Annotated in this window: 30 protein-coding genes, 1 pseudogene and 1 riboswitch; of the genes and pseudogenes, 24 read left to right on the top strand and 7 right to left on the bottom strand. The window is 30.3% G+C overall.

Translation table 11 applies throughout. The features are described 5' to 3' along the window. Positions 1-4 precede the first annotated feature (4 nt). The 20 genes from CLJU_RS15405 (at position 5) to CLJU_RS15315 (ending at position 15,889) form a co-directional block, all read left to right on the top strand. Positions 5-460 carry a hypothetical protein gene (locus CLJU_RS15405; RefSeq protein ID WP_013239755.1) on the top strand — a complete coding sequence of 152 codons (456 nt, stop codon included), beginning with the start codon at positions 5-7 and terminating at the stop codon, positions 458-460. Then, a complete protein-coding gene (locus CLJU_RS15400) occupies positions 408-620 on the top strand; it encodes a hypothetical protein (protein ID WP_041705172.1) in 213 nt (70 codons plus the stop codon). Before CLJU_RS15405 ends, CLJU_RS15400 begins: the two co-directional genes overlap by 53 nt. Before the next feature lie 96 nt (positions 621-716). Continuing rightward, a complete protein-coding gene (locus CLJU_RS21430) occupies positions 717-1,328 on the top strand; it encodes a sunset domain-containing protein (protein WP_013239754.1) in 612 nt (203 codons plus the stop codon). Positions 1,329-1,409: 81 nt separating this feature from the next. After that, complete coding sequence (locus CLJU_RS15390) at positions 1,410-3,605, top strand: phage tail tape measure protein (protein WP_013239753.1); 2,196 nt, start codon at positions 1,410-1,412, stop codon at positions 3,603-3,605. 13 nt (positions 3,606-3,618) lie between these two features. Beyond that, positions 3,619-4,053 (top strand): hypothetical protein, encoded by a 435-nt coding sequence (locus tag CLJU_RS15385; protein ID WP_013239752.1) that lies wholly within the window; start codon positions 3,619-3,621, stop codon positions 4,051-4,053. Next, entirely contained in the window at positions 4,040-5,155 is a 1,116-nt protein-coding gene (locus tag CLJU_RS15380; protein WP_013239751.1) for a hypothetical protein, read from the top strand. The genes CLJU_RS15385 and CLJU_RS15380 overlap by 14 nt, the downstream gene beginning before the upstream one ends. A gap of 2 nt (positions 5,156-5,157) precedes the next feature. Then, entirely contained in the window at positions 5,158-5,502 is a 345-nt protein-coding gene (locus CLJU_RS15375; RefSeq protein ID WP_013239750.1) for a hypothetical protein, read from the top strand. An 11-nt stretch (positions 5,503-5,513) separates the two neighbouring features. Beyond that, positions 5,514-6,077 (top strand): hypothetical protein, encoded by a 564-nt coding sequence (locus CLJU_RS15370; protein WP_013239749.1) that lies wholly within the window; start codon positions 5,514-5,516, stop codon positions 6,075-6,077. Continuing rightward, positions 6,074-7,084 carry a hypothetical protein gene (locus tag CLJU_RS15365; RefSeq protein ID WP_013239748.1) on the top strand — a complete coding sequence of 337 codons (1,011 nt, stop codon included), beginning with the start codon at positions 6,074-6,076 and terminating at the stop codon, positions 7,082-7,084. Before CLJU_RS15370 ends, CLJU_RS15365 begins: the two co-directional genes overlap by 4 nt. A gap of 12 nt (positions 7,085-7,096) precedes the next feature. Continuing rightward, the gene (locus CLJU_RS15360) at positions 7,097-8,338 is read left to right on the top strand and encodes a hypothetical protein (protein WP_013239747.1); all 1,242 of its coding nucleotides are present in this window, start codon (positions 7,097-7,099) and stop codon (positions 8,336-8,338) included. A gap of 11 nt (positions 8,339-8,349) precedes the next feature. Then, positions 8,350-9,543, top strand: coding sequence for a hypothetical protein (locus CLJU_RS21425; RefSeq protein ID WP_013239746.1), 1,194 nt, complete (start codon positions 8,350-8,352; stop codon positions 9,541-9,543). Between the two features lie 297 nt (positions 9,544-9,840). Beyond that, positions 9,841-10,284, top strand: a complete 444-nt coding sequence (locus CLJU_RS21420; protein ID WP_148222385.1) for a response regulator — start codon at positions 9,841-9,843, stop codon at positions 10,282-10,284. Positions 10,285-10,289: 5 nt separating this feature from the next. Further along, entirely contained in the window at positions 10,290-10,553 is a 264-nt protein-coding gene (locus CLJU_RS15350; RefSeq protein WP_013239744.1) for a hypothetical protein, read from the top strand. Positions 10,554-10,564: 11 nt separating this feature from the next. Then, on the top strand, positions 10,565-11,560 hold the full coding sequence (locus CLJU_RS15345; protein ID WP_013239743.1) for a hypothetical protein: 996 nt from the start codon (positions 10,565-10,567) through the stop codon (positions 11,558-11,560). Between the two features lie 13 nt (positions 11,561-11,573). Next, a complete protein-coding gene (locus CLJU_RS15340) occupies positions 11,574-12,659 on the top strand; it encodes a hypothetical protein (RefSeq protein WP_013239742.1) in 1,086 nt (361 codons plus the stop codon). Positions 12,660-12,674: 15 nt separating this feature from the next. Beyond that, positions 12,675-13,328 (top strand): hypothetical protein, encoded by a 654-nt coding sequence (locus CLJU_RS15335; protein ID WP_013239741.1) that lies wholly within the window; start codon positions 12,675-12,677, stop codon positions 13,326-13,328. A gap of 47 nt (positions 13,329-13,375) precedes the next feature. After that, entirely contained in the window at positions 13,376-13,693 is a 318-nt protein-coding gene (locus CLJU_RS15330) for a hypothetical protein (RefSeq protein WP_013239740.1), read from the top strand. A gap of 17 nt (positions 13,694-13,710) precedes the next feature. Continuing rightward, positions 13,711-14,472 (top strand): N-acetylmuramoyl-L-alanine amidase, encoded by a 762-nt coding sequence (locus CLJU_RS15325; RefSeq protein ID WP_013239739.1) that lies wholly within the window; start codon positions 13,711-13,713, stop codon positions 14,470-14,472. 110 nt (positions 14,473-14,582) lie between these two features. Then, positions 14,583-15,047 (top strand): hypothetical protein, encoded by a 465-nt coding sequence (locus CLJU_RS15320; RefSeq protein WP_013239738.1) that lies wholly within the window; start codon positions 14,583-14,585, stop codon positions 15,045-15,047. A 164-nt stretch (positions 15,048-15,211) separates the two neighbouring features. Further along, positions 15,212-15,889 (top strand): hypothetical protein, encoded by a 678-nt coding sequence (locus tag CLJU_RS15315; RefSeq protein WP_013239737.1) that lies wholly within the window; start codon positions 15,212-15,214, stop codon positions 15,887-15,889. Positions 15,890-16,335: 446 nt separating this feature from the next. On the opposite strand, the gene CLJU_RS15310 is transcribed toward CLJU_RS15315, so the two are convergent. Beyond that, complete coding sequence (locus tag CLJU_RS15310) at positions 16,336-16,533, bottom strand: hypothetical protein (protein ID WP_013239736.1); 198 nt, start codon at positions 16,531-16,533, stop codon at positions 16,336-16,338. A 344-nt stretch (positions 16,534-16,877) separates the two neighbouring features. Between CLJU_RS15310 and CLJU_RS15305 the strand changes: the two genes are divergently transcribed. Then, positions 16,878-18,050: an IS110 family RNA-guided transposase gene (locus CLJU_RS15305; protein WP_013236856.1), complete on the top strand. Its 1,173-nt coding sequence runs from the start codon at positions 16,878-16,880 to the stop codon at positions 18,048-18,050. 178 nt (positions 18,051-18,228) lie between these two features. Here the strand turns inward: CLJU_RS15305 and CLJU_RS15300 are convergent, their stop codons facing one another. The 4 genes from CLJU_RS15300 to CLJU_RS15285 form a co-directional block, all read right to left on the bottom strand. Beyond that, positions 18,229-18,717, bottom strand: coding sequence for a pyridoxamine 5'-phosphate oxidase family protein (locus CLJU_RS15300; protein WP_013236855.1), 489 nt, complete (start codon positions 18,715-18,717; stop codon positions 18,229-18,231). Between the two features lie 114 nt (positions 18,718-18,831). Next, the gene (locus CLJU_RS15295) at positions 18,832-19,521 is read right to left on the bottom strand and encodes a radical SAM protein (protein ID WP_041704986.1); all 690 of its coding nucleotides are present in this window, start codon (positions 19,519-19,521) and stop codon (positions 18,832-18,834) included. A gap of 100 nt (positions 19,522-19,621) precedes the next feature. Next, a complete protein-coding gene (locus CLJU_RS15290) occupies positions 19,622-20,329 on the bottom strand; it encodes a B3/B4 domain-containing protein (RefSeq protein WP_013236853.1) in 708 nt (235 codons plus the stop codon). 109 nt (positions 20,330-20,438) lie between these two features. Beyond that, positions 20,439-20,759 carry a DMT family transporter gene (locus tag CLJU_RS15285; protein ID WP_013236852.1) on the bottom strand — a complete coding sequence of 107 codons (321 nt, stop codon included), beginning with the start codon at positions 20,757-20,759 and terminating at the stop codon, positions 20,439-20,441. Between the two features lie 105 nt (positions 20,760-20,864). Beyond that, a riboswitch (guanidine-I (ykkC/yxkD leader) is annotated at positions 20,865-20,960 on the bottom strand. Positions 20,961-21,346: 386 nt separating this feature from the next. Here CLJU_RS15285 and CLJU_RS15280 point away from each other — a divergent pair. Further along, a pseudogene (locus CLJU_RS15280) lies at positions 21,347-21,920 on the top strand (DNA adenine methylase). Positions 21,921-22,084: 164 nt separating this feature from the next. Here the strand turns inward: CLJU_RS15280 and CLJU_RS15275 are convergent. Further along, the gene (locus CLJU_RS15275) at positions 22,085-23,209 is read right to left on the bottom strand and encodes a GGDEF domain-containing protein (protein WP_013239733.1); all 1,125 of its coding nucleotides are present in this window, start codon (positions 23,207-23,209) and stop codon (positions 22,085-22,087) included. A 370-nt stretch (positions 23,210-23,579) separates the two neighbouring features. On the opposite strand from CLJU_RS15275, the gene CLJU_RS15270 reads away from it, so the two are divergent. Both CLJU_RS15270 and CLJU_RS15265 read left to right on the top strand, forming a co-directional pair. Beyond that, positions 23,580-23,774: an alpha/beta-type small acid-soluble spore protein gene (locus CLJU_RS15270; RefSeq protein ID WP_013239732.1), complete on the top strand. Its 195-nt coding sequence runs from the start codon at positions 23,580-23,582 to the stop codon at positions 23,772-23,774. A gap of 368 nt (positions 23,775-24,142) precedes the next feature. Further along, complete coding sequence (locus tag CLJU_RS15265) at positions 24,143-24,337, top strand: hypothetical protein (RefSeq protein ID WP_013239402.1); 195 nt, start codon at positions 24,143-24,145, stop codon at positions 24,335-24,337. Between the two features lie 299 nt (positions 24,338-24,636). Here CLJU_RS15265 and CLJU_RS15260 read toward each other — a convergent pair whose 3' ends face one another. Then, positions 24,637-25,203 (bottom strand): hypothetical protein, encoded by a 567-nt coding sequence (locus CLJU_RS15260; RefSeq protein ID WP_013239731.1) that lies wholly within the window; start codon positions 25,201-25,203, stop codon positions 24,637-24,639. Between the last annotated feature and the right edge of the window lie 688 nt (positions 25,204-25,891).

The raw sequence follows: 25,891 nt of genomic DNA, 5'->3' as shown, positions 1-25,891 counted from the left end.
TTAGATGGATGAACCAAGAGTAACAAGTATTGAGGAATTAAAAAATATGTCTACAGAAATAATAGAGCTAAGTCCTTTTTCGGGGAATAAGCCTTTTTATGCAAGAGTAAAAAGGCTTTCTATTTTAGGATTATGTCAAAGTGGACAAATACCTAACCAGCTTTTAGGTGTAGCTAGAAGGCTTTTTTATCAGGATAAGATAGATCAAATAGATCTAAAAGAATATGGAAAAGTTATTGATATAATTTGTGAAAATACATTAGTAGAACCTAGCATGAAGCAACTTAAAGAGATAAATTTAGAATTGACTGATACGCAGAGATTTGAATTATGGGCATATAGTCAGCAGGGGGTAGAAGGCTTGAAATCCTTTCGTACAGCATCAAAGGATAATTTCAATAATAGCAATGGCAAGGACATACAAAATAAGGCCAAGCCAAATTTTAAGAATAGAAAATGATTATGATGCATTTTGTTTTGATGAAGCGTGTGATTATATTTTAAGTGAATTATTAGTTGAAAAACCTAAGACTCCTAAATGGAAGGATGAAGAAAAACATGATGGCAGTGGCAATAAATCTACAATAGAATGGATGATGAAGCATAATAAAACATTGTAAGACGATTGTGTTCCACTAAATACAAACAAATTATTAGAATTCTATGATATAATATATTATACAAATAAAGTATTATTTGGCATAAGGAGCACTATTATGTGGATAGCTTATACTATTGGACTTGTATTTTTAATAATGTTAGTAAAATCTATGATAATTAAACCTATATTATTTAAAGAAAAGTGGCAGGCTGGAGTAGGGTATGGTATTCCTGCTGTTTTGTGTTTCCTATTGTTTTTTATGCTTGCTTATTCAAATTACAGTTCTGAACAAGCGTATTTTAAAGATCAGAAAGATAGATATACTGCATCAAGTTGGCATCCACCAACAGTGAGTGGAAGTGTGACTCCTTCAAATCCTGCAGGTGGTCAATATGTAAGTGTACCAATTCCTCAAAATAAAAATTTAGAAGATGGACTTTTAAACTTGCAGAATGATTTAAATGCGTTAGAGAAGGATGTCGCTGCAAAAACAGCAAGTACAACAGCAACAACTGCATATGCAGCTTCAGCTAGTGATGATCCTAAAAAACAACCTTATATGGATGATAGTGGGAAACCTGCTATTATAGGTGATACAGATAGTAAAATATATCATTTGCCAGGCGACCCTTATTATGATAAAGAAATGCAAAAGTTAAGTAATAACGTTTATTTTAGGACAATAGAGGAAGCTGAAACAGCTGGATATAGAGCAATTAAAGGCTAAAATAATTTAATAGGAATATTGAAAAGAAGAATCACTTAGTTGTGGTTCTTTTTATTATGCACGAAAAATGGAGGTGATGCAGTGGCAATTAATGCTGGATCTGTGGTTGCTTTTATGGAGTTAGATACCTCAAGATTTACAAGTGGTTTAAGCAGTGCAGGAGAGCAGATGAAACAGTTTATGAACTCTAACAATTCTGCTGAAACTAGAATTCGAAGCTTAGGTGGAGCAATGAATACTGTTGGAAAAACAGCAACAAAAGCTGTAACACTTCCTTTAGTTGGAGTTGGAACAGCTGCTGTAAAAACCTCTATGGATTTTGAAGCTCAAATGTCTAAAGTTAAGGCTATCAGTGGAGCTACAGGGAATGATTTTACCAAATTGCGAGAGCAGGCCATTCAATTAGGAGCCGATACTGCATTTAGTGCTTCAGGTGCTGCAGAGGGTATGGAGAATCTTGCAAGTGCTGGTTTTAAAACTAATGAGATAATGAGTGCAATGCCCGGAATGTTAAGTCTTGCGGCTGCAGGAGGCGTTGATATAGCGACAGCTTCAGATATAGCAAGTAGTTCTTTAAGAGGATTTGGTATGGAAGCTGATAAAACATCTCACGTTGCAGATGTGCTGGCAAAAGTAGCTGGAGATACAAATGCTGAAATTACAGATACAGGGGAGGCTATGAAATACATAGCTCCAGTTGCGCATTCACTGGGAATTTCTTTTGAAGACACAAGTGCAGCAATAGGGTTATTAAGTAATGCAGGTATAAAAGGAAGTCAGGCGGGTACTACATTAAGAAGTGCATTAACAAATCTTGCAAGTCCGACTAAAGCAGCATCAAAAGTAATGAAACAGCTGGGAATGAATTTCTTTGATGCAAATGGAAAAATGATTCCACTTGGACAAGTTATACAACAGCTTCAGGATAAGACAAAAGGACTTACCCAGCAACAAAAAGCAAGTGTTATGGAAACTTTGTTTGGTAAAGAAGCTATGTCTGGTATGTTAGCTCTTGTTGATCAAGGGCCACAGAAATTTAATGATCTTTCAAAAGAACTTAAAAATTGTGATGGTGCATCTAAAGAAATGGCCGACACAATGCAGGACAATCTAAAAGGTGCTATTGAATCAATGAAAGGATCTCTTGAAACTTTAGGAATAAGAATAGGAGATGTTTTAGCTCCTGGAATAAAGAAAGCTGCTAATTTTATATCTGCATTAGCAAATGCTTTTAATAAACTCCCAAGGCCGATTCAGACTATAATTGTTTATGCTGGAGTTATGGCTGCGGCATTTGGGCCTGTAATGATTATATTTGGTAAAATAATAACTTCAACGTCAACGGTTGTAGGAGCATTTTCAAAATTTGGGCCGGCAATCACTAAAGTAATAGGAGTTTTTCCTAAACTAATAACAGGTATTTCTAAAGTAGGAACGGCATTTGGGGGATTAAAAAAATCTGCAAGTATATTTACCGCATTGCCGGGATTAATTAGTGCACCTGTTTTAATTACAGTTGGTGTAATAGCAGGGCTAGGACTGATTGTATATGAAGTTATAAAGCATTGGGATACATGCAAAAAGTATGCAGCTGCTTTTGGAAAAGCTATAAAAGATATATTTGCATCTGTTGGTGATTTTTTCTCTAAGTCCATAAAAGGATGGGAGATTGCTTTTGATGAATTCAAAGATTTCCTTTCCAAATCAGCACAAGGATGGAAAATGATATTTAAAAACTTAGGTGCAGATATGAAGGCCATAGGCAAATTTATTTTTGAAGGTTTATTTAATGGTATAAGTAGTATGGCGGGCAAAATAAAAGACAAAATTTCTTCTATAGCAAGTTCTATAAAAAATACGTTTAAATCAGCTCTAGGCATACATTCACCGTCAACTTTTTTTGATGGATATGGTGTTAATACAGGCCAGGGTTATATAAATGGATTGAATAAAATGCAGAATCCTATTAAAAATAGACTTTTAGGATTAGCTAATGGCATTAAAAATTTAGGAAATGTGAAGCCTGATTTTTCACAACTTGATAATATTGCATTAAGTGGAGCTTATGGAAGTTCTGGACAAGGATTGAGTAAAATTAGTAAGTTTGGCTCTAGTAAATTACTTAATTTTGATCCTAAAATAACACTTTATGTAACAGTAGCAGACACAGGAGAAAAAGGTACTGCAAAACTTACCAGTGAAGTAAAATCAATGACTAAGAGTTCATTAAAAAATGGATTAGTAGATTTCTTTATGAATGATGTTATAAGGGATTAGGAGGTGGATTGTTTTGGATATATCTAGACTTAATGAATTTAATATACAACTCTTATATTCAGACGGTGCAGATACTGGTGCATCAATAACAAATTATAAACCTCCTCGTCCTGCTTATTTTAGAAAGGCTGTTAGAACTGTTTCTGGCTATAGTCAGTTTCAGGATAATGTTAAATCAGATTGCATCATTGAATTTACAGCTGCTTTTAACATTAAAGGCAATACAGATGCAGAGACTCAGTTAAATGCACAAAAATATCTTGAATTTGTTAAAAGATACAGCGAGAGGTTAATTTTAATAAATGAGTTTGGAGTAACGTATAAAGGTTATCTTCAAAATAAATTTGATCTGGATACAACAATTGAAGGAGATATATATTATATATCACTTGAGATGCTTTGTAATCATGATGTTTCCGGATGGGTGAGTGATAATGATGGACTCTAGTGTAACTATATATAAAAAAGCAGGCTATGTAAGTTATGGTACAAGTGATGCAGATAAGATTACAGTAAGAAACAGCCTTACAAGCATAAAAACAAACAGGGCTAAAGATACCCAGGTTACAGAGTCTACTATAATTATGGAATATGAAAAGCTTCCTTTAGCAGCATTTAAGGGAGGCAATACAGGAATAATTGACAACTATGCTCACATTGAAGTTTACTTTGATGATCTGATTCAATACTCAGGAGTTATAAAGAAATATAACTATAATGAAGGAGATAAGACTATCACTTTAACTTGTCACGATATGTTCTATAGACTTTTAAATGCCACAAATGAAGATATAGTTTATGGTGCTACTACTGCAGTAAATGTAATTGCAGATTTAGTTGGAAGGGCAGGACTTAATTTTTATCAAGCAGGAGGAGACAATTACAGTATCTCTAATCTAAAGATAGCTGAAGGTACAGTGTATGCAGATGTTATACAGAATTTTTTAGAGACAATGCATGCAGCTATTAGATGCAGTAAAAGTGGAACTATTATTTTGGAAGATCAGTATCCTGACTATATAGAAGGCGGTGGAGATAGAAACCATTTTGACTGGGTTTATAAGGATAACTCAAATAATTCTTCAGATGATGCCGGAAGAGATGCTTCCTTAATGAAAAATATATTAAAAGTTACCTGTGATGTAAAGAATGGTGATAAGACTCAAACTGTTTTTGATAAGTTTGAAGATCCATCAATGACTGAATATCTTAACGGTGAAAAATGGTATGACATAATAGACAATCCTCTGGCAAATACCCAGCAAAAAAGAAAAGCAGTAGCAGGGTGGCAATTTCTTGAGTATTGGAGAAAAAGTACTCCACTTACCATATTGCCATGCAAGGGAAACAAGAATATTGATTTAGGCCATGTAGTTAAACTCCTAAGAGATAATACGGACCCCGGGTACTACCTTGTAGTTGGTATAGATACGGAATTAACAGCAGATGGATATCAGGATACTTTGCAATTAGAAGGTATGAGAGATAAAAATACGATATATTTAATACCTAAATTCCTTGCTTCTGGCGTTATGAAGGAGGCTAGTTAATCATGTCCGGAAGTGGGTTTAAGAATTTTAGGGAGCCTGTAGTATATGTATTAGACCAGGAACTTAGGAAAAGAAATCTTAAAAATAAAATATCCATAGATACAGGGGATCAGCCTTATAGTGGTGAGCTTGTAGAATATCCTGTACAGCTTGTGAGAGATTCTAATACAAAGAAAGTAGTTAAATGTATATATGGAACTGGAACGGACCAATGGAGTGAGGAACTTATCAGAGATACTAATGGAAAAGTATATAGGATTAAAACAACATATCCTGATGGCAGCACAAAGACAATACAAATTAATAAAGGTTTAGACAATCTAGTTGACAATATAGATTATGTTTAGAGGTGATTCAATTGAGCCTACCAAGTTATGTTATAAACTTTGGCGAGTTAGCAGATGCGATAAAGGATTATTTACAAAATGGAGTTAAAGTTGATATAGGAAGTATAACCGTTCCCACAGATAAAATGGAAGACTTGCTTACCCAAATAAGAGATAAACTACAGGGAGTAAATTATACGGATTTAATAGCAGCATTAAATGCCCTTGGAGTTAAACTGGATGGGTTAGCTGGTAATTTAGGCATATCTGGAACACAGAAAATATATGGAGAAATGCTGAAGATACCAGCAAGCACAGGAGTTTATACTATAGAATTTGAGGTTCCTGAAAAGGGAAGAATTACTGGTATAACATATTCTCAATCAGCCTGGAATTTTCAAGATACATGGGACTTAAAAACAGGAGATACCACGTTATTTACTGGTGTCCGGACTAAAGAATATGGAGAAAATAAGTTCTTTAATGTGTTTTATTCAGTAACTGCAGGTCAAAAAATAGACTTTATATTTAACAATGCCAGTGGATCTTCTAAAATATTATGGGTGGATTTTAATATATTGGAGGATGCAGCATGAGTTTACCGAGATATGTTATAAATTTTGATGAACTGGAAGCTGAGTTAAGAAAAGATTTGCTGCAGGCAATAGATGATGCAATGAAAAATAAATATCCACAATTAGATATAGGAGATATTGAAGCACTATTAGCTGACATTGAAGATTTATTGCCTGATGAAAAATACAAAGGCCTTAAAAATAGGATAGAGCAATTTTTATTGTATAAGTATGATGGAGCACAGCAAGTTCAAGGAGCTATGGTTGATATACCTGCAATCATAAATGATTATAAAAAAGATTTTATATTTGATAAAGATGTGTTTTTAACTGGACTCCATTTAAATCAGACAGGCTGGAAAAAGGAAGATAGGTATAGTCTGGTTATAAACAAAAATAAAATAATAGATAGTGCAACTACAAAGGAAATAGGGGAGCATAAATACTTTAATACTTACTATAAAGTAAATGCCAATACTCCTGTTTCTTTTATTTTGCATAATTTAAGTGGAAACAGCAGACAGACTTTAATTGATTTGGAGTACATACAAGGTAAGGAAGTTACGATTAATCCTGCAGATCCTAAGAATCCAGATGTGCCTGATATACCAAATGATTGGGATATAGCAGTCCGTATGCAGTGGGATAAAAATTCCGATACAGATATGGATCTTCATGGATTCATGGGTGATATGCATGTTTGTTTCTGGTATAAATCTTATCATGGATTTTATTTAAATTGGGATTGGCTTCAGCATATATCAAATGATAATCCTGAGATAATATCTGTTAAGGGACACCAGAATAAAGTTTTAGATATATATGTCCATGATTATAATCAAGGGGAATTAAGAAGTCCTGTAAATGTACAAATATATGAAAAACGGTCTTATGGTGCAGTACTTCTAAAAGAATACAACATTACAGTTGAAAATACGAGCCCTTTAGGATATGGGGTATGCAGCATAGATTTAAAAACTAAGAAAATAACAGACATGTTTACTAGAAAAAATATATTTATTAGATAGGAGGTAATGCAAGTGGCAGTAACAGAGGAATTCTACTATGTTGAAGGAAACTGCAGCGTAAAGAATTTAGTTAAGACCTTAGTACAGGAAATAACTCAAAAAGCAGGTGATGCATATAAATGGACTTTAGTAGTACCTGACAGCATAGATAAAATAGGTGTTAGTGGAGAATCTAAAATAATAAATTTAATAACAGACAAAAGTACAACTGATAAGGTTAAAACTACTTTTACAGCTTCAAAGCAAAATGATACCTGCATAATAAAAGCAGCTACATCTTATGGAAAAACTTTTTATGTTAAGATTAGCAGACTTGCAAGAGAATTAACAGCAGCAGAAAAACAAGCTGTACAAAAGTTTAAGAACTCACATACTTATATTAATCTTAGCGGTGTAGCATGTTCTAGAAATGATGCACAAGTTTTAGAATTTATGGCTGAACAAAATGCAGATGGCACTGACAATGGGTACAATGACTATGTTAGTGCTGTGACAGCAGGATTAGCTTTAAATAATATAAGATTTCAAATAGCTAGTGAGTTAAATGCAGATAATACAGATATTAATATTTCACAGGATGTACAAGGTAAATATAATTATAGATTAGCCTGGTATAGAAATTTACAAAATGGAATAAAAGACTTTTTGCCCGTTCAATACTGGCTTAATGTCACAAAAGACAGCATAAATCTTGTACTTAGAGGAGATCCTAGTGCAGATGTAGCACCTTACAATAATTATTTAACAAGTTATGCTTACATTGGTGCTTTAAAGCCAGTAGAAGATAGTGCTTACACAGATGATGAATACAATTTTGGAATAACTACTTCCTCTGATATTGAACCTAATTACAGTAATCCCTATGGCGAGAGAACTGGAAATGGAATGACTGATTTTGTTATGATAGCAAATAAAATTGGTATGCCATATCAGCCGCATTATCCTGCTTTCTATGCAACAAATCCATTTATGGACAAGTGCAACGTGGAAGGTTCCAGGTGGGATCATAAGAAGCATCAATTTAGTGACATAACTCTTGTACATCCAGTTGATATGGAAAGAGGAAAGATGATTAATGTATTAGCCGGTGATTCTTCAAGCATATATGATGCAGATAAGCTAACGTATATGAAGGATACAGATCAAGAGGAAAACTATAAGAAGTTTAAAATTACAGCACCTTTTAATTTCTTAAATAACAGTGCAAATATTAATTATTGTATTGCCATTAGGTGTCCTAAATCCGTTGAATAGGAGTGATATAAATGCCCCTGCATAAAATTCCCTTGTGTGATTTTAAATATGCAGGGGAAGTTCACTCAGGAGCTGCTTTTAAGTATAATACTGCAGTTCAGATATTAAAATACAGGCCAAGAGTCTTATCTAAAGAAATAAAAGAAATTCAGAGAAACAAAACGAATATTTCTAATAAAGTGCTTTACAAAAGTACTGTTTCTATATTTAAAAACAGTAAAAAGTATTTATATAAGAAGTTATATGAAATAAATACTAAAAAATTTGCAATGGAGCTTAGGTTAAGTAATAGAGATATAAATAAAGAATCTATTTTTAGTCTTAAAGCTCAGAATATAGATTTTATAAAAGGCAGTGGTATAGAGTTAGAAAAGAATAATGTTTTAATGGATATGGAATCGAGTGTTTATTTTGAATCAGGTTATCTGAATTTTATAAAAAATAGTTCATTGGAATTAAAAACACCTAATATCTCTATGAATGTAATAACAGATAAAAGTCTGCAGAGCCCTGAGAGTAAAATCATAGATGTGGGAGAAAGTATAAATTTGTTTAGGCGTTGGCAAAATGGGATCTATAAAAAGAGCTTGTTTGCTTTTTTTAATAGACAAGAATTATCATTAAATTTATTTAATCCTATTTTCGTTAGAAGACCAGATAGTAAAGAATTTTATAAAGATGAATTAATGAGACAGACTGTGCCAAAGAAGGACTGGAAGATTAATAAACTTGTATTAGAAAAGGACTTTAGAAGAATTACTCTTAAGCACATAAACTTTATAAATTACAAATACGGGCTTAGAAGGAATGCTCTAAAAAGTATAATAAAAGGCTGCAGTATGCACATTACAAGTAAGTTTAATGAAAGAAAAATAAAGAAAGAAATAAGAAACAAAATGATATATAGAGATGTTAGTGAAAGAATAACAAAAATTGCAGCAAATATATTTATGCCAAGGAATAGTTATAAAGGTATTTATAAAGCAAATCACTGTAGTTTGTCAAGAATTCTTTTTAATTCTATATTTAAAGATAATTTTAATAAGTTACTTAAAAGACAAATAAGTAATGATATTTCCTATAGTAATGTTTTTGGAGTAACGAGAGTACCCAAAATAGATATAATTAGAAATTTAGACAAGTACTTAGGCAGAATAAGTTCTGTTGATGTTTATAGACAAGCAGAAAAAGGAATATGCAAATAACAATCTATTAATATAATTAAGACTCTAGAATGGAATTTAAACAATACCTCTAATACAGCAATTTATAAGGAAGGCAGAAATAACAAATTTATAGATATTACTAAACGCTGGTGGTGGCTAAATCCTACAGATCCAAAAGATAATTTAATTATTCCAAATAAGGATTTTGATTATGACAGTAGTTTATTAAATAACCATGACTATGAATATTTAAGATTCAGCAATCATCCAATTTTATGGGGAAGTAGCTGGGGCATAGATTTTAATATTCCTGCTTATGCAGTAAGTATAGAAATCATGCTAGATCTAGTAAATATCTTAATTGAGATATGGCATCATGACGTACAAGCATGGATGTGCTGCACTGGGAAGGAAGCTATGCAGTTTGTAATAGAATTCTTATATGATTGGTATACTTTAGATACTTCAAACCCCGATGAAGATTATTACAGAACTTACAGATGGGTTAGATGGGAAGCTGAAAAAGTATATTTCTTAAATTTAGATACAGGGTTACAAGGCATAGGGGTTCTTGTAGAAAACCTTATAGATTATTTAAAACAGCATCATTTTAATATAGTTCCAATATGGAGAAATCCAAAAGCCATGGATATTGAAAGAAATTTTAATAGAGTGGCTGAAAATGGCGATTTAATGAAAGCTTTAGATAAATTAAAGGGCAAGAGATATTACTATATAGAAACACAAAAGGTAGAAAAGAAAAATATTTTAGGGAGATGATATTAATGGCAGCAACAATTCCTAGTAGAATAGATTTTAAAACTCCGAGGCAGAAAGAATGGGGGATTATTAAAAGTGGCAGTTTAATTCAACTTAATTATGGAGATGTAACAGATGAAACAGGAAAAGGGGTAAATGCTTATTCATCTAACTGCTACCAGGATGTATTACAGCAGGCGAAAATGCTTATAGCGCAGGGGGCTGGTACAAATGATGTGCAGGTAGTTGAATTTGTACCATATGATTATATTATGCAGCCTAATGTATAGGAGCTGGTTGAATGAAACTTATAAAAGTTAAAGATGGACTGCTTGAGGTTGAGAATTTTTTCTTAACCTCTTCTTTTAGTGATTTTGCCGGAAGTGCTAATGTTGCACGAGATATAAATACAGGAAAATTAGAATTGATATCAAACAATAAAATTGAAAGAAAGTTTAACTATAGTGAATTTGTTATAGAGCTTGAAAAAGAGAACTTTAGTAATATGGTAACAGATGATTATTCAATGATTTATCTAGGAAATGATAAATATACTTTTGGAATCAGGGATAAAAAGCAGGGCGAACAACATAAGTTTTGGAAACTAATAAAGCAGGATAATTACGTACAGGCTTATGTAAGTGATGATGGAGTCAACTATACAAATATAGGTGGCATTAATTTTACGGATTTAATCACTAAACAAGGTCTTCAAAAATGCAGTAATGAGAATTTTGTATTAGATAATTATAAAGTGTATGGGAGCCCGTATGTTACTGTACAAAATTTCCCTGAAAATACTGTATGTGAACTTTACGATTCAAATAATAATCTGTTAAAAACTAGGACTTTTAATAATGATCTGGAGTGTAAAGTATTTCTAGATGGAAATATTCAAGGATATTTTATTTTTAAAGATAGTAGTGGAAATCAGATATATAAATCAGACATGTTAAATCTTAAATATGGTGATGTATATGTATTTAGCAAATACGAACTTGAGGTAATTTATAATGGCTTGGTTGTAACTAATACGAGTCCTGGAGTATTAAAAGATTTGGATGAAAGCATAACTATTAAGAATATTGATACTAAGGGTTATACAGGGTTAAAAATAGGGATACAGACTGCAAGTGATGATTTAATTCAACTAAGCTTGGACGACCAAACTTATTCTGATACTGTAGCTTTGGACTTACTTCAAGGAAAAAGTAAAGATGTATTTGTTAAAATAACTAAAAATGTTGATAATCATAATTTCTCTGTGAGAGATTTTCAACTTGTAATAGATGAGTAGGTAGGTGAGTATTATGAGCGAATTTTTCAATGTAACTCTTGATAAAGATGTTGTTTTAGATGATAACCAGACATCACAAACTACAGGGTGGAGCAGCTCAAAAATATTAGATGAAATAATTAATCACAGGGCAGCAAGATTTGAGAGCCTTGATGATGTAAATGTAGCAAATAAGAAAGATAGGCAGGTAGTAGTCTATTCAGAAGATGAAAAAAAATTTACTACTGTGGATCTGCAGAACATAGGAGATGTTGCGGGCCTAAGCATTAAGCAGTTAACTAAAATGGGGGTTACAGGAAGTGCTTCAGCTCCATATGAAATAGATATTCCAATTAATACAGTGGATTTTAAAGTCCCTAGAGTAAATGTATTACAGTTTCAGCAGGGCGACCAGAATGTAATAAAAACCTTAAATTCATTTAGTAATTCTGAATCCAGTGATTTTCAACCTGATGATATGATAGGGTTTGATAATACAGTACATTTAAAAACGAGTTATGATTATCAAATGAAAGATGAAGGGGCTATAGGAAGCAATAATGAAGAGTATTCGTATGAAATAGATAAAAGTATTTTTAAAAGTATAGAAGACATTAAAGAAAATACTGAAGGAGTAAATGAAATACTTACTGTAACTGCTATTCCACCAGATAGATTATTAGTTGCTAGTGGTGATAAAGATTTAAGTTATGTACAGAATATAGATTATTTTAAGCTTACAGGAACAGGGAGTAATTTAAGTGTAGTTATAAGTGTAGACGGTGGGACAACATGGAAAACTTTTAATACGGATCATTGGGAAGATATAAGTTTAACTGTGAATGATGTAAAAGTAAAAGGTATAGATATACCTAATTTCAATGCTGTTAATTCTACTTACTGGAATTTGCTTAATACAAACAAAAAAATAAGGTTCGCTTATTTACTGTCTATGAATAGTATTTCAGATACAGAGAGCATTGATAATTTAGATTTACAGTATGATGGTCAAGGTAAATGGGCACAAGCTAAGGAGGATACTTATAATGTGGTATATGCTTCAAATACATTATTGCAAGTATTTATAAAATTTAGTGGAGATATAAAAATAAATTATTAGATTGGAGATTATAAAATGGCAGGAACAGTAAAACCCAATATAGTGGGATTAGGTAAAGAAGTTACCCCTACTATTATAGGAACTTATGGAATTGCTACTGCAACAGGTTTATTTGATGGTGCTCAACCTGATTCATGGGTTTCAAATGGTGTTTGTTATTGGGGAAGTGTAGACTATTATATAGAATTATTAATACCTAAAAAATGTAATATATGGAGATCTGGAATTAATTCTTTTAGTAATATGTGTGCTCCTTTTAGCATAATTAAAAAGAATGATTCTGGAGGATATGATGATGTAACTTCTTTATATTCACAAACATTAACACAAATTGGTAATACGCAATGGGAAAAAACAATAATCAATTTATTACCAGGACAATATAGATTTGTAAGTACTGGTAAAAGAATTGATTCAGAATGGTATTTAGAAGAAGTTAATACTAATAAGTTTTTAATAAAGCAAGGTACACAGTATTATTCTATAAAGAACAATGTTTTAACTTTGTTAGGATTACCAACAGATGATACACAAAAAGAGAAGTGGTTTAACGATAATGGTGTAGATGATTTAAAAACTGCATTGTTAACTCCACAGTCTGATGGAAGTAAATTAATTGATAAACTTGATGAAAAATTTGAAATAAGAATGATGAAGCCTAAGGACTAGCAATAGTCTTTTTATTTTGATTAAAACACTTAAATGGGAGGCTTAGAATGAATGATAATTGTAAAGAGTGTCCTTACATCCAAAACTTAAAAGATGATGTAAGTTCACTGAAAAGTGAGCTTAAAAGTTTAGATGAAAGGGTAATTGTTGTTGAAAAATTTTCTGCTTCAGGTGGTGAACAAATAAAAATGATATTTAAAATACTTAATGAAATTAAGGACAGTATCAAAGATATTGGTTCAAAACTTGAAAATATAGAGACAAGGCCATCACAGGATTACTCAAAAATTAAATTAGCTGTTATAACCTCAATATGTTCTGGAATAGTTGGAACAGTACTGGGGTTTATTTTTACAAAAAAATAAGGAAAGGAAATGATGTTATGATAATAACTTATGATTTTGGACATGGAACTGGTGAAGATCGTGGAGCTGAAGGATACAGGAATGAGGAACATGACTGCAGAGAATATGGAGCACTTGTAATTAAAAAGCTTCAGCAACTAGGACATACCTGCTATGATTGCACACCTTCAGCAAGCCCAGGTTTATCTTTAGGACAAAGTCTTGCCTATAGAGTTAACAAAGCTAACTCTATAGGTTCACAGCTCCATATTTGTATGCATGTTAATGCCTATGAAACTGATAAGGCCAATGGATGTGAAGTGGAGTATATAAGTGCTAGTGGAAAAGAGTATGCTGACAGGGTATGCAGTGAAATGTCTAGTGAGCTAGGATTTAGAAACAGGGGTAGTCAATTAAGAAATGGACTTTATGTACTGAAATATACAAATATGACTGCTATTCTTATAGAACCATTTTTCTGTGATACAAAGTCAGATTGTGACAAGTACGATCCTGAGAAACTAGCAACAGCCATAGTAAAAGGTATTACAGGACAAACAGTATCAAGTCAACCAACTGTACCTAAGCCAGTAATACAGCCAGTACCTAAGTATCCTGAAACTATTCCGGAGGGAGTATTTCAGATTCCAGGTACTAAATTTTATATAGAACCAAGAGCTGATGGAGATATGGGAATTCACTTGGATAGAGGAAATTATTTAGTACTTAGAAAAGGTGGAGCACCAGTAGTAGTTTATAACAATAATAAAGGTCAGGGTGGATCTAAAGTGTTATTTTAAATCTCATTTTATCAATTAAAGGATAAGGTGAGAATTTTGCCTTATAAGGCTAGTAAAATAGCCCTTTTAAATTATCAAAAATATAAATAAAAATTTAGGAGGAAAAAAATATGTTAGGAAATGAAGTAGCAAATATAATTTCAAGTGGAGTATTGAGTATTTTAGGAGCTTTAGCTTCTTATGGTGTTGCTGTGGGAGTTACTTATCTTAAAAAGAAAAGGGAAGCTCTTATTAAAAAAATAGGAGTTGACCAGTACAATGAGGATTATAAAATAGCACAGGATATTTATTATATAGTAGAGCAGCAGTTTAAATTTATTCCTCAGGCAGGAGAACAGAAGAAAAATAAATTTGATAAGTTGCTAGTTGAAAAGATCCCTGGGATATCTCAGGAAGAACTGGACCATTTTAGAGAAACTATTTGTGGAAAAATAAATAGTGAGGTTGTAGCTAGTAAAATTTTAACTCCGGCCTTTGACCAAAGTAAGGATGTTGCTGATGTGGTAGGTGCTACAAAACTACAACAAGAAAATATGACTATTACACAAAGCACTGCAATTTCTGAACAACAATAATTTTAAGATTAGGTATAAGGTCTAGGCCTTTTATATATTGTCAATATTTATTCTTTTAGCAATAAGCTAATATAGATTAAAATGTAATTTAAGGTAAAAAAATTTTCCCCTATTTGAGACATTTTGCTATAATAGTAATAAGTTATAATAAAGAGGGGATAAAATTGAAAAAATTTAAAAATACTTTTATTATTTTACTTATTTTAATTATATGCTTTTGCTTATCATCTTTTGGAATGTATGAATACAGCAATTATAAAAATAATATTACTATGCAAAAAGAAAAAGCATTAGCTGCTGCTCAAAATATACAAAAAGAAAAAGCTAAAAATGATGAAATAAATAAAGATATTGAACTTGCAAGTAACTCTGCTAAAGACAGTAAATATGATGATGCTAATAAATATTTGGATGAAGCTTTAAAACTAGATCCAAATAACTCTGAAGCTAAAAATTTAAAAGACTCATATTCTAAAATAATAGAACAGCAAAAACAACAAGCAAATATACAAGCTCAAGCACAAACTCAGAATCAGCAAAATCGAGTATCTTCTTCAAATGATAATACTAAATTTACTTATAACGAAGCTTTAAATTTATTAAAAGAGCAATATCCAGGTTGCTCTTTTACAGAAGTAAATGATTCAGATGGATTAAATCTTATTAAACATCTAAGAATACAAGATAAAAAAATATACGTAAATTGTTATTTTTTTTATGGCCATGATGATAAAGAAGATTATGATTTAGAGGGAATGTTTGCAGTAAGTGAAGGAGAAAGGCATATTTATTCAATAATTACTGGATATGGCTCCACTTTAAGTATCCATTTAATAAAATAGAATTGGTGGTGAACATATTAAATATTTATATTTTTTATAAGTATAATAAAACTCCTTTCTATGGTGGTTTAAAAGTGGGAAATATAGAGAAGTAAGCAATAGAGATTTAGAAGTAGTTAGATTTTAGTCTTGAATTTTGATTCTCGCAAGGGATATTGCTGATGTAATAGATATTATCAAAGAATTAGATAATATTTCTATTGAACAGAATATATAAAATACAAATACAGCTCAATAATAATTTAAAACCTATAATGATAATGAAAACTGTTCTAGGTTTTGTTTTTATTTGCGATTTATCTCGCTATTTTTATACTCGTTATTATTGAAAAAGTATGATTAAAAAACATAAAATGTGATATAATAATTTTAAAAGAAGCCGTTACGGTTTTTTAAATCAGATTGTTTTTAATTAATCAAAGTGCACTCAATGGGATGGGTGCATTTTAATTTTTTGAATGATTATTTCTATCATCATCAACGGTAATAGAAATCTCATTATTGTTATCTTTAAAGTTATTCTTGTGTTTAAGTATAGCTTTCTCTTTTAAGTATGCTAGTATAGCAAAAATTACTGTTGTTCCTATTACTATACCTGTTGTTGTTATGCATACCATGGAAACAATAATAACATAGGCATTCATTTCGTCACCCCCTAGTATGATAAACATGTAAACATTAAATAATAGTTTTCCTGCCTAAAACTTTAATCTATATAACATCTTTATAGTTCTAAAGTTCATTTATATAACTATTGTTTAATAACTCATCTTTTGAGACAATATTCTCGTATAGATAGAGGTTTACGCTCACCCCCATGAGGCTTTTTGACCTCGGAGCAGAGACTGCTGCCTCTTCTTTGCGAGATGTTGCGTATGAGCTGGATGTCAATTGTATTTTTACAATTTTTCGTATATCGAACTAGGCTGTAACTTGCATAGATGAGAGGATTCTATCTAAATAATCTTTTAAATGAAGGTGACTTTTTATGTATATTGTTGGTGTTGATATTGGTAAGAATAATCATGAAGCTACTATTATTGATGATACTGGCTCCATAATCGGCAAATCTATAAAGTTTGCTAATTCCCATAGCGGTGGAAATAAATTAATTGAACATATAAAAAAATATACTGGCAATTCTAAAGTTATATTTGGACTTGAAGCTACGGGGCATTATTGGCTGTCATTATATTCATTTTTACTAACAAAGGGATATGAGATAAACGTTATTAATCCTATTCAATCAGATAGTTTTAGAAATTTGTATATTCGTAAAACTAAAAACGATACGAAAGATTCTTTTATAATTGCTGAAGTTATTAGATTTGGTAAATTTACTAATACAAAACTTTGTGATGATAAACTTCTTGCTCTAAGACAGCTTTGCAGATATAAACTTTCTTTAACTACTGAAATTTCTGAACTTAAATGCAGAATAATTACAGTACTTGACCAAATTTTCCCTGAATATGATAAACTATTTTCTGATATTTGGGGTGCAAGTTCTAAAGCTGTTCTCGAAAAATGCCAAACTCCAGAAGGAATATTAGAATTGGATATAAATGATTTAACTAAACTATTGAAAACAAAAAGTAAGGGAAGACTTGGTTTTAATAAGGCTGATGAGATTCAAAATGCAGCTAAAAATACCTTTGGCATTAAGATAGCTAAAAAAGCTTTTAAATTTCAAATAAAACAACTTATTAGTCAAATACTATTCCTTGAAAAACAAATGAAATCTCTAGATTCAGAAATTGAGTTTTATTATAGTAAATTTGACTGCCATCTAACAACTATTCCTGGAATTGGTTCCGTAACTGCTGCTATTATTCTTAGTGAAATTGGTGATATTAAACGTTTTAAAAACTCTTCTAGTCTTGTAGCTTATGCTGGCATTGATCCTACTGTTAAGCAATCAGGACAATTTCTATCTAATAACAATAAAATGTCCAAAAGAGGTTCACCGTATCTTAGACGTGCCTTATTTTTATCTGCTTCAACATGTGTCTTACATGACAGTCCTCTTAATGAATATTATAATAAAAAACGAAGTGAGGGTAAACATCACTTAGTTGCAATAGGAGCTACAGCTAATAAATTAACACGCATTGTTTTTGCTGTTATGAGAGATAACAAGGATTATGTCCCTATTAACTAAGCAATATTATAACTAGACTAATAGTTTTATGTAAAATTTTAACTATTAATTATTTTAATAGTTTATTTGCTTTGCTCAAAATACTTTCTTATTATTCGTTTTTAATCTTCATATAAAATAAAAAAGGCATAACTCTGCCTTTTTATTAGTAAACAAAATAAGAATAATACGAACTGGTTTATTTATTACTATTAACAATTTCTATAGCTGCCTTACCTGTCATATGTTCGATTTTGACTTCAATTAAACATACTCTATTCCATTCTCTTTCAATTTCTTGCTGCCCTTCTTTAATATAGTCAGGTGAATATTTTTCAACTAAACTTTCAATGGCATATCTCCTATCGGAATCGTTTGTAAGAATCCTTGCTCTGCCAAATATGGAAACACTCCGAAAATGGGTAGTAAAAGTTTTTTGTATTACTTCGTCTTTTTCTATAACACAAAATGTCACTTTATCATTCCTTTTAATGCTGTCAATCTTATGCCCTTGTTTTGCACCATGCATAAATAGTTTGCCGTCTTTAAAAACATAACTTATTGGAACGGTATATGGATAATCATCGTCACCAATTACACCTAAGACGCCAGATGTACATAACTTTAGAATTTCAATTGTCTCTTCTTTGGATAATAATTGTTTTTTTCTTCTCATATCTCTAAACATAATTACACCTCTAATTCTTTCGCTATTTTATTTCTTATCATTTACTGCAATTCTTGATTAAATATTACAATTTACACTTACGACGTTTTATAAAAATATAATATATTAGCATTACTAAATATTTAATAATGTACTTGAAATTTCCTCAAATCGTTCATCATTTATACCAAGTTTTTTCTTAAATTTTTCATCTTCCATTCTTGCTACAATTATTTTGTCAGGAGATATTGCTTTAATAATATTTTTTATCTTCTCAATTGATTCTTCATCATCGTTATAGCCTTTAATGATAGTAATTTCAAATATAAATTTTCCTTTGTATTGTTTATTAAAAGAAACCATGTTTGAAATATATTCTGCTAATGTATATCCTTCAATAGGTCTTTGAACTTTTTGAAAGCCTTCTTCTGTTATTATTTTTATTTCTCCAACAACCTCATCACATTTATTAGCAATTTTCATATATTCATCTCTACCTAGTAAATATCCATTAGAAAGTAGTCTTACAGGCAAACCTTTGTCTTTGATAAAGTCAATAATATCACCAATTTTATCATTTACTAAGGCTTCTCCTTTTGAGTTAATAAAAACTAATTCTGCTTTTGTACTTTCTATCCTGTTTCCAAGTTCAATCAATGAGCTGTCTATTTCATCAAATGACATTTTTGTATCTACCTTATTTTTCGACCTTCCAATAGGACAAAATATGCAATCAAAATTACAATACTTTTCTGGAAGTACATTAATCTCCAGTACCCTTCTTCCATCTTCCATATAAATATCTTTATAACTAAAACCACTCATTACCTTTTTTTCTCCTTTCGTATAACCATGGGACAAGCAATCCTGACCGCTTTCGCTCACGAGTTACTCGTTAAAGGTCATTTAGACCTTTAACCTCAAATTAATCTATTAATACTTCTTTATTGTTAATATCAAGAATTGAAATCTTGCACGTTCCACCTAAATTATCCTGTACTATTTTTGCTAAATCTTTTAAAGCATTCTCAAAATCTTTAACTCTTCTCTCATCAACTAATTCAATGCACAAAAAAGCATTCCTTGTATTTTCAGTGAGCATTGTTCTTACTGATTCACGCCAATTAAAACATCTGCAAATTGCTCCTTCGTTATCTTTATATACTATTTCACCTTCATATGGTAGTGCACTCTCATCTGTTCCTAATGTAATAAAGCTTTCATCTCCAACTGCCTTAGTCAATCTTATATCACCAGCAAATTTATCCATATCCTCTCCACCACAAGGCAATGCATATGTTAAAGAAATAGAATTGTAAATATCAACTAGCGGATTAATAGTTCCTATATGAGTTCCTTTATCAACTCGTTTTAACAATGCTTCAATAGATGATCTTGCACCTTTCTTTGTTTTAAACTTTTGGAAGGCTTCTCTCCATACTTTTATGACTTCATTGCTGCTGAATTCTACATTCTCCAAATATTTTAATGCTTCCTTTTCTGACTTACTAATCATATTCTTGTATTGATCTTCATCTTTTATAAAGTTATCTATGCCATGACAAACTATAATTCCTATCCTTGCACCTGGAAACAGACTCCAAAAATCATCTTCAATAACAAACTTTTTCATTAAAATTCCTCCTTCATATTAAAGCTAAATAACTGCATATTTTCTTCTTATCACTTTTCTTTAATTAAAATTATATTTATTTTTGTTATTTATAAGCTATATACAATTATTAGTCTATTGATATTAATTTTAAACCAACGATTCCAAGAACTATAAATACAATACAACTCATACGCATTACATTAATTGGTTCTTTAAATAAAATAACACCTAACACTACAGTGCCAACAGTTCCTATCCCTGTCCAAATTGCATATGCATTGCCTAATGGTAATCTTTTTAAAGACAATGATAAAAAATAGAAGCTTGCAATCATTCCTATAACAGTTAGGATGCTAGGTAATATTTTTGTAAATCCCTGCGAGTACTTCAGCCCTATTGCCCAGCTTATTTCGAAAAAACCTGCTATAACTAAATAAATCCATTCCATAAACTTTACCTCCCTAAATTTTATTAATTAAGATTAGTATAGTAATATTTCATGGCTTATTTAAAAGAAAATAAAACAAAAAGCCTAAGGAAATATTACAAAAATATCTCCCAGGCTTTTATCCTTCCGTGTACACAATTAAATGTGCGCTTCCTCTCGGACCAGCCAGTTACAAACTGCGGAACCCTAGAAAACTCAAATATATAAACTTTTTTATAATTTATAAGTTACAACTTATAAATCTAATTTAGCATAGTAGTGGGTTTAAATCAAGTTAATATTTTTAATTCGCAAAATCTTACTCTTGCGAATTAAAGTATTTATATATTTTAAACATATTACAAATTTTTTTATAAAATCTATTGACTTCTCATAGCTGGTCTCTGCTGTCAATTAACCGCAATGACCTCATTGTAAGAGATAAATTCCGGAGGGTGACTAACCAAAAACACTTTATTCTCTTGCAAATATTATATGATATTTTTGCAGTTACTAATGATATTTATCACAAGGCATATCTATCTTTACCTTGGAAACAAATATATGTTCGTATGTGATAGTATTATCTGGAATAAAGGAGGTACCATATGAATAGTTTTATAGGTTGGATAGGTGGAAAGAAGCTATTGAGAAAAGAAATAGTTAAAAGATTTCCAGAAAAATTTAATAGATACATAGAGGTATTTGGAGGTGCAGCATGGGCTTTATTTCCAAAAGACAAACAGGCCAACATGGAAATTTAAGACAAGCTATGGAAGTGACCATAAGTTATATGGATGTGTTAAAAAGGATATTAATGTGGCAACTAAATATCTTACAGATATCCAAGAGAGGCTTTCAGGAGTAGTTATTGAAAATAAGGATTTTGAGGATTTACTCAAAGTGTATGACAAAGAAGATGCGCTTGTATATTTAGATCCTCCATACTATGGTACTGAAAGGTATTATCAGAATAAGTTTTCAAAAGGGGACCATATAAGATTAAGTGACTATCTTAAAAATGTGAAAGGGAAGTTTATTCTTTCTTATAATGATTGTGAATTTATAAGAGATTTATATAAAAATTTTAACATAGATGAAGTTCAAAGGAATCATAATCTTGTGGGAAAATATAGCGGTAGAAATCATAAATATAGTGAATTGATTATTAGAAATTATTGATTTATACAGGATTTAAGGCTAGAAGAGAAAATTATTCTAGCCTTAATTTTTATGTAAGATGTAATCATATTTGTGAGTTATTTGTTAAAAGTATAATACTATGGAGAAGTTCCATAACTACTAAAACTAGGAAAATAATCTTTAATAATTAATGATGAAAAACTTTATATTACATTATATCTATATTCCTCTAGTAGGTTTTCTTCTTTGTATAGAACTACTTTATTTCTACCTGTATTTTTAGCCTCATATAGTGCAGTGTCTGTATCATCAAGTAGATTATCTATATTGTCAGTTGTACTAGGATAGGTTGAAACTCCTGATGAAATTGTTATATGAACAGTAATTCCATCAGAAATATGAAATGGATAAGCTTCAATGTTTTTTCTTATTCTTTCAGCAACTTGGACTGCATCTGCAGCTGGATAATTTAATAGTAGTACCGAAAATTCTTCACCGCCATTACGGGATACAATATTAAAGGCTCGGCAGGTGTCGTTTAAAATATTAGCCAAATTTTTTAATACAATATCACCTGAACTATGGCCATATTTATCGTTTATTTTTTTAAAGTAATCAATATCTAATAATATTAGTGATAAACATTTGATTTTTTCTTTTTTCTCCATTGCAATACTGATGCGATTTAAACTTTTATTAAACCATCTTACATTATTCAGACCAGTTAAAAAATCTATCGAGGCTTCAGTTCTATATTTTTTATACACTTCAAAAGTTTTTGTTAAAGATTCTATGAATTTATATATAAAATATGTTAAAAGTATAGTATAAATATAGTAAATTATAAAAAATTGAGCTAGCAGCCTTGAATCTTTAATAAGAATTATATTTCCAATAGAGCTCACTACAAGTGAATATAAAGTACAATAAACCCACTTATTTTTTATTGTTGTTTTAGTATTTGAGATAAAAATAAATCCAGTTAATAAAAACAAATCAGTTAATAAAAAAACCATAGGAAGCTTAAATATCAAATAACTTAAAACATTAATTATGATGGTAGTTACAATTGCAGATAAAACTCCTCCATAAAGAGATGATAAAATAATTGGTAAAGCATGAAAATTAACTAATAAACCGGGCATAACATCTATAGGAAACAACAATAACAATGTTTCCAGTAAACCACCAGTCATTCCAATAAAGAGTTTTTCACGTATAGCTATTGATGATTTTGAAATTAGCATTTTATCTTTAAAAAGAATACAAATAATACTTATGGCAGTTATGAAAACGCAGAAATTGATAAAAAATTCAATAATCATCATATACACCTTCCTATTTAAAATGGTTTTATTAAATATACAGTCCATATGATATTCGTATGATATTATATGGACTGTATATTTAATAAAAATGAATTTATGGTTTTTTTGTTTAAATATGTCGTAAAATAGTGAATCCTTTATTCTATATTTTAACTCAATTATATTTTCGAAATAATAATATAATAAATTTATCTTCTAGCAAAAATGCAGTTACAGAAAGACTTTGTTTCTATATTTAATACCATACCTGTTTTAACTTACTTTTATGAATATTACTAAATATTCATCCAATTACCTAGAGTAATTTTTATAGTAATGTATAAACTTTAAATATAACCAGTAAAGTTTTCTATAAAAAGGAGTGAGTACTATGTCATATAGTAATAAACCAGTAGTTCCACAAGCTAAAGCAGCACTAAATCAATTTAAAATGGAGTCAGCTAAGGAAGTTGGTGTAAACTTAAAAGATGGCTATAATGGAGACTTAACTTCTAGAGAAGCTGGATCTGTAGGTGGAAACATGGTTAAGAAAATGATTCAAGTTTATGAGCAAAATTTAAAATAAATATATAGCAAAAACCTGTACTCTTAATAATAGGGCACAGGTTTTATTATTATTTGTCAAGATATGGATTTATTAATAAAATGATAGCATTAAATAGGAATTTATTCAATAGGTAGCAGCATATAATTATATATAGAACTTAGATCAACCCTCAGTTAGGCATATCTTTCTCGATATAATTTAATTATTTTTAAAATTTCAATAAATTTATAAATTATTATTTTTTAATTTTACCATAATTATGGTACACTGTGATATAATGTATTTAATAGCAGCAAATCATGTTATGTAATTTACCTTCTCCCGTAATTGCTATATGAGTGGATTGCAGGTATAATGGGTTGACACAATGGGAGGAGGTAATATGAATGAGCTTTTTCTTTTTGTGCATTATAGTGCTTTCCATAACTGAAGTATCAAGTCTATGTATTTTATCAGTATTTTGTTATAAGCAAGATAAAATTAAAATGTTTTTTGAAAGCAAGACAAGTGTTTCAAAAGATAAAGTTTTAAATGATGTTAGGGTCGATGTAGATAAACCTAAAAAAGAAAATAGCAAGTAACTTCGGCTAAAAGCTACTTGCTCATATAAGTTTTTTCATGCATGACATAGTTTTGTGAATGTATACAGCTTCCTGTAATCCACTCAACCTTACATATTTATTATTATATTATAAACTGGACAAAAAATACACTATATAATTTAAATTTATGTTATACTTTTATTATTTTTATGTTAGCGTTTTAGTGAAATAGATATATATTATCATAATAAAATCATAAATATTTTAAAGTAATATTTAAATTATGCTGATAAAAAGGAAATGAACCTAGCTCTAATTAGGCTCATTTCTTACTTTTACTATTTACTTGTAGTTGATTTTTGTAAGTTTAGTGAAAAATCATTTAACAATTTTTTTGTATATGTGTATACATCTTCTCCTAATAAACCTCTATTAAAATCATTGCATTGTGACGTATATTTAATAAAGTCATTATAAAAAGAAATGCTATTAGGATTTCCTGTTTTATTTTTTGAACTATACATATCATACTCAAATGATAAACTTAAAGCAATATGGGCTCTTTCATTTTCAGGTACATTTAAAAGAGCTTCTCTAAAGGCTTGTCTTACATATCCAGGAGCTGTTGTTGGTGGAAAACCTGAGATACGACTTTTTTCCAGTTCCCATGAAGAAGAGTTTTTAAAATCTATACCAGCTTTTCTTAAATCTGAATAGAAAATTAAATCTTCTTGTTTTTCTATAGGATCTGTCTCATTGTTTATTTCGTCAAGTATATGTTTATCACCAGTAGACCTAGGCTTAAAATTATAAACTTCTGCGTCCTGTGAGTTAGAGTTATTCCTCTTACTAATTTTATCATTAAAATTATATTTATTTATATTGATATTATTTAAATTTATCATGTGAACCTCTCCTATATTTGTAATAATAAATAACATAAATATCTATTTTATGGATGGGAGAGCACAATGAGTCCGATTTTTTCATATAAATCCCCCTAGAAAATTTATAAATTTTTAGAATATTGTTCATATATATAATAAAATAAACTAGTTATTATGAAGAGATATTTTAGGATTAAATATAATAAATTGGTGCTTATTTTTATCAAGTTTACAAAATGTTTAAAAAGTGGGGAATTAATTTACTTATATGACATCAAATTGTAACAAATCCTTTATATACTTAAAACGACGTAAAGAATTGTTTTAGTGATAATAGTTTATTCATATGTAGGGCACAAAAGTAAAATAATATCCTGTCTGTGTCTGTGGTTGCAGGGCACGTAAAATTTAAATGCAACCATCACAAGATAGTATATTAATTGATTTCCTTTAAAGCATTCTAATACAAAATAGGTACCTATTATTTAGGGTGCCTATTTTGTATTCTGGATTGTTTCACGATATAGTGGCATATAAAAAGAGTTCTTGGTTTCAGGTGCGTTTTTTTACCCATCTGAAACTTATTAACAGGATTCTTAGTGCTTTAGCACTTAGAAGGCGTTATCCTTATAGGTGAAGTGCTAAAATTTCTTTAGTGCTTTTAAACACCTTCATCTATAATAAAGGTAGCTGGAGAATTACTTAG

It is taken from the genome of Clostridium ljungdahlii DSM 13528 (assembly GCF_000143685.1).
Classification (GTDB): domain Bacteria; phylum Bacillota; class Clostridia; order Clostridiales; family Clostridiaceae; genus Clostridium_B; species Clostridium_B ljungdahlii.
The sequence above is the reverse complement of the archived record's forward strand: the minus strand, read 5'-3'. Positions and strand labels throughout refer to the sequence as shown.

Bases quoted from the DNA above. Each gene is read 5' to 3' on its own strand.
- CLJU_RS15405 (WP_013239755.1), top strand. From the start codon at position 5: ATGGATGAACCAAGAGTAACAAGTATTGAGGAATTAAAAAATATGTCT.
- CLJU_RS15400 (WP_041705172.1), top strand. From the start codon at position 408: ATGGCAAGGACATACAAAATAAGGCCAAGCCAAATTTTAAGAATAGAA.
- CLJU_RS21430 (WP_013239754.1), top strand. From the start codon at position 717: ATGTGGATAGCTTATACTATTGGACTTGTATTTTTAATAATGTTAGTA.
- CLJU_RS15380 (WP_013239751.1), top strand. From the start codon at position 4,040: ATGATGGACTCTAGTGTAACTATATATAAAAAAGCAGGCTATGTAAGT.
- CLJU_RS15375 (WP_013239750.1), top strand. From the start codon at position 5,158: ATGTCCGGAAGTGGGTTTAAGAATTTTAGGGAGCCTGTAGTATATGTA.
- CLJU_RS15365 (WP_013239748.1), top strand. From the start codon at position 6,074: ATGAGTTTACCGAGATATGTTATAAATTTTGATGAACTGGAAGCTGAG.
- CLJU_RS21425 (WP_013239746.1), top strand. From the start codon at position 8,350: ATGCCCCTGCATAAAATTCCCTTGTGTGATTTTAAATATGCAGGGGAA.
- CLJU_RS21420 (WP_148222385.1), top strand. From the start codon at position 9,841: ATGCTAGATCTAGTAAATATCTTAATTGAGATATGGCATCATGACGTA.
- CLJU_RS15350 (WP_013239744.1), top strand. From the start codon at position 10,290: ATGGCAGCAACAATTCCTAGTAGAATAGATTTTAAAACTCCGAGGCAG.
- CLJU_RS15345 (WP_013239743.1), top strand. From the start codon at position 10,565: ATGAAACTTATAAAAGTTAAAGATGGACTGCTTGAGGTTGAGAATTTT.
- CLJU_RS15340 (WP_013239742.1), top strand. From the start codon at position 11,574: ATGAGCGAATTTTTCAATGTAACTCTTGATAAAGATGTTGTTTTAGAT.
- CLJU_RS15335 (WP_013239741.1), top strand. From the start codon at position 12,675: ATGGCAGGAACAGTAAAACCCAATATAGTGGGATTAGGTAAAGAAGTT.
- CLJU_RS15330 (WP_013239740.1), top strand. From the start codon at position 13,376: ATGAATGATAATTGTAAAGAGTGTCCTTACATCCAAAACTTAAAAGAT.
- CLJU_RS15325 (WP_013239739.1), top strand. From the start codon at position 13,711: ATGATAATAACTTATGATTTTGGACATGGAACTGGTGAAGATCGTGGA.
- CLJU_RS15320 (WP_013239738.1), top strand. From the start codon at position 14,583: ATGTTAGGAAATGAAGTAGCAAATATAATTTCAAGTGGAGTATTGAGT.
- CLJU_RS15310 (WP_013239736.1), bottom strand. From the start codon at position 16,533: ATGAATGCCTATGTTATTATTGTTTCCATGGTATGCATAACAACAACA.
- CLJU_RS15305 (WP_013236856.1), top strand. From the start codon at position 16,878: ATGTATATTGTTGGTGTTGATATTGGTAAGAATAATCATGAAGCTACT.
- CLJU_RS15300 (WP_013236855.1), bottom strand. From the start codon at position 18,717: ATGTTTAGAGATATGAGAAGAAAAAAACAATTATTATCCAAAGAAGAG.
- CLJU_RS15295 (WP_041704986.1), bottom strand. From the start codon at position 19,521: ATGAGTGGTTTTAGTTATAAAGATATTTATATGGAAGATGGAAGAAGG.
- CLJU_RS15290 (WP_013236853.1), bottom strand. From the start codon at position 20,329: ATGAAAAAGTTTGTTATTGAAGATGATTTTTGGAGTCTGTTTCCAGGT.
- CLJU_RS15285 (WP_013236852.1), bottom strand. From the start codon at position 20,759: ATGGAATGGATTTATTTAGTTATAGCAGGTTTTTTCGAAATAAGCTGG.
- CLJU_RS15275 (WP_013239733.1), bottom strand. From the start codon at position 23,209: ATGATGATTATTGAATTTTTTATCAATTTCTGCGTTTTCATAACTGCC.
- CLJU_RS15270 (WP_013239732.1), top strand. From the start codon at position 23,580: ATGTCATATAGTAATAAACCAGTAGTTCCACAAGCTAAAGCAGCACTA.
- CLJU_RS15265 (WP_013239402.1), top strand. From the start codon at position 24,143: ATGAGCTTTTTCTTTTTGTGCATTATAGTGCTTTCCATAACTGAAGTA.
- CLJU_RS15260 (WP_013239731.1), bottom strand. From the start codon at position 25,203: ATGATAAATTTAAATAATATCAATATAAATAAATATAATTTTAATGAT.